The 2,652-nt window shown below is 66.5% G+C and carries 2 protein-coding genes and 1 pseudogene; 2 read left to right on the top strand and 1 reads right to left on the bottom strand.

The window, feature by feature from the left end:
* Positions 1-799 (bottom strand): serine hydrolase domain-containing protein (locus tag ACRDUX_RS15100; protein ID WP_526414829.1); only part of this gene is annotated, 799 nt, incomplete at its 3' end.
* A 98-nt stretch (positions 800-897) separates the two neighbouring features.
* Here ACRDUX_RS15100 and ACRDUX_RS15095 point away from each other — a divergent pair.
* Positions 898-2,283: a pyridoxal phosphate-dependent decarboxylase family protein gene (locus ACRDUX_RS15095; RefSeq protein WP_526414828.1), complete on the top strand. Its 1,386-nt coding sequence runs from the start codon at positions 898-900 to the stop codon at positions 2,281-2,283.
* A 111-nt stretch (positions 2,284-2,394) separates the two neighbouring features.
* Positions 2,395-2,484 (top strand): annotated as a pseudogene (locus ACRDUX_RS15090) (hypothetical protein); the annotation flags it as partial.
* Between the last annotated feature and the right edge of the window lie 168 nt (positions 2,485-2,652).

Raw genomic sequence — 2,652 nt, 5'->3', positions numbered from 1 at the left:
CCTTTGCCCGGGGAAGGTAGTGTGTGTCATCCATGCCAAGTTGTGCAAATATGTTGTGCTGCATGTAAATATCCAAAGAATCGCCGGTGATCTTCTCGCTCAGCGCGCCGAGGATGATGAAGTTGATGTCGGAGTAGTGGAAGCCTGTTCCAGGCTCGAACACCACCCATGCGCCGAGCGCTCGGTGAATGCCTTCGGCTTTGTCGGCCGGGTCCAGTCCCCACGGCCCGTCCAGGCTCAGATCTCCCGCTATGCCGGAGGTGTGCGTGAGCAACATGCGCAGTGTCACCTGCGCGCGGCGTGGGTCGTTGGCCGGGTTGAAGTCGGGCAGGTACGTCTGCACGGGTTCGTCGATCTGAACCTTGCCTTGTTCGTAGAGCTGCAGGATGGCAGTCGCCGTCGTGAGGGGCTTCGTCAACGACGCCAGGTCGAAGATGGTGTCCTCGGTCATCGGCTCGGCGGGCGCGGGCGACCCATCGAGTCCCGGTTCCCCGGTGAGCTTGCGCGAGCCGAAGGCCTGGCGGAAGACGACGTTGCCGCCGTGCCCGATCTGGACCACTGCACCGGGCAGCCGATGTGCCGCAATCGCCTCGTTCACGAGCTGGGCGACAGGTGCGAATTCAGCTGAAGGAACTACGTCGGTGGTGGTGGTCGGCGTGCTGGTGGTCGACGTGGTGGTGGTCGGCATGGTGTCTGGCACTGGCTGCTCAGGATGTCCGCACGAAGAGGTCAGGACGACGACGAGCACGACCATTGCAATCGCGCACACCCGAGCGACGCGCGGTCCGGACACCGTCATCAGATCAACGCTAGCCGGGCTCTCACCTCGGGAGGGAAATGCGGCATCGTCGACGAGCAGTTCTGCCTTTAGCAGGCGGCCGCCGATAGGGTTTCCCCATGCGCGATCGCACTGCCGGCCTGTCCGCTGCCCAGGAACATGCGCGGGAGTTTCTCGCCGGCCTCGATGAGCGCCCGGTAGCCGCGCGCGTCGACGCGGCGGCGGTGCGGGAGGCTCTCGGCGGTCCGCTGCCCGAGCGGGGCGAGGATCCGAGGGCCGTCATCGACGCGTTGGCGGCGGGCGCCGAGCCCGGCCTGGTGGCCACCGCGGGGCCGCGTCACTTCGGCTTCGTGATCGGCGGTGCGCTGCCCGCCGCGCTGGCAGCGGACTGGTTGGTGTCGGCGTGGGACCAGAACGCCGCGTTCCACTCGCTGTCCCCGGCGGCCGCCGCGATCGAAGAAGTCACCTCGGCGTGGGTGCTCGACGCCCTCGAGCTACCAGCCACTGCCAGTGTGGGTTTCGTCACCGGCGGGCAGGGCGCCAACACCACGTGCCTGGCGGCAGCCCGCAACGCGGTTCTCGCGAATGCCGGCTGGAATGTCGAATACGACGGGCTCATCGGCGCACCGCCGATGGACATCATCTGCGGCGAACAGGCCCACGCGACGATCGACACTGCGCTGCGTCAGCTCGGGCTAGGCGGCAACACCGCCGTCCGTGTCGTCGCCGATGACCAAGGCCGGATGCGCCCCGGCGCGCTTCACGAGGCACTTGCGCAGGGCGCCGGGCCCGCGATCGTCTGTGCCCAGGCCGGGAATGTCGCAACCGGCGCCTTCGACGAATTCGAGCCGATTGCCGACGCGTGTGCCGGTCGTGACGCCTGGCTGCACGTTGACGGCGCGTTCGGATTGTGGGCCGCGGCAGCGCCATCGCTGCAACACCTGACCACCGGCGTCGAGCGGGCCGATTCCTGGGCGGTGGATGCGCACAAGTGGCTGAACGTGCCCTATGACGGCGCGATGGCGATCGTCGCAGACGCCGATGCGCACGTCGCGGCGATGAGCCTTGCCGGGCCCTACCTCGTCGCCGATCCCGGCCAGCGCGACGGCACCAACTATGTGCCGGAGAGTTCGCGACGCGCGCGCGTCGTGCCGATCTATGCGGCGCTGAGGTCGCTGGGCCGAACCGGGTTGGCCGAACTGATCGACCGCAACTGCGCCCAGGCTCGGCGAATGGCCCAGCGGCTGGCGGAGATACCGGGCGCGCGGATCGTCAACGACGTCGTGCTCAATCAGGTGCTCGTGCAGCTGTCCGCCGGAGACGACGCCACGAAGGCCACGGTGGCCGCCATCCAGCGCGATGGGACCTGTTGGCTCGGCGGTACAACGTGGAACGGCCGATACGTGCTTCGAGTGTCAGTATCGAACTGGGCGACGACCGATGACGACATCGAGCGCTCAGCCGACGCGATAGTCCGTGCTGCGGCGGCTGTTTCGTCGGCGTAGCCGATTCTCGGCCGTCGTAGTCGAAAGTGGCATCTTCAGGACCACCGAAGCCCCGCCCCTACGCCCAGGTCGTCGGGGTGGTGGTGTGCCTGCATCTAAGATCCGGACCTCGCCCTCGGCAAGCACCGCAACGGACCAACGAAGACGATTATCATTGCGCACCAACTACATCTGTCGCAGTTCTCCAACATGGCGCACTAGCCACAGCTGCTTCGGTGAGGTGGCGGTGTGGTGCGCAAGGGTGGTGATCGACGCCGGCGATGTGACTTCCCGTACTTCGCGTCCAAATCCCATCTGAAATGTCCACCGAATGTCCAATTGGACAGGAAGTGTGGGACAAACCCGGGCCGCTAGTGTGGCGGCCAGTAT

The sequence above is a fragment of the Mycobacterium sp. genome (assembly GCF_050701675.1).
In the GTDB taxonomy this organism is placed as follows: domain Bacteria; phylum Actinomycetota; class Actinomycetes; order Mycobacteriales; family Mycobacteriaceae; genus Mycobacterium.
Note: the sequence above shows the minus strand (reverse complement) of the source record. Positions and strands in the feature narration are given on the sequence as shown.

What these genes read in the sequence shown, in the direction of transcription:
- ACRDUX_RS15095 (WP_526414828.1), top strand. Translation starts at nt 898, where the DNA reads ATGCGCGATCGCACTGCCGGCCTGTCCGCTGCCCAGGAACATGCGCGG.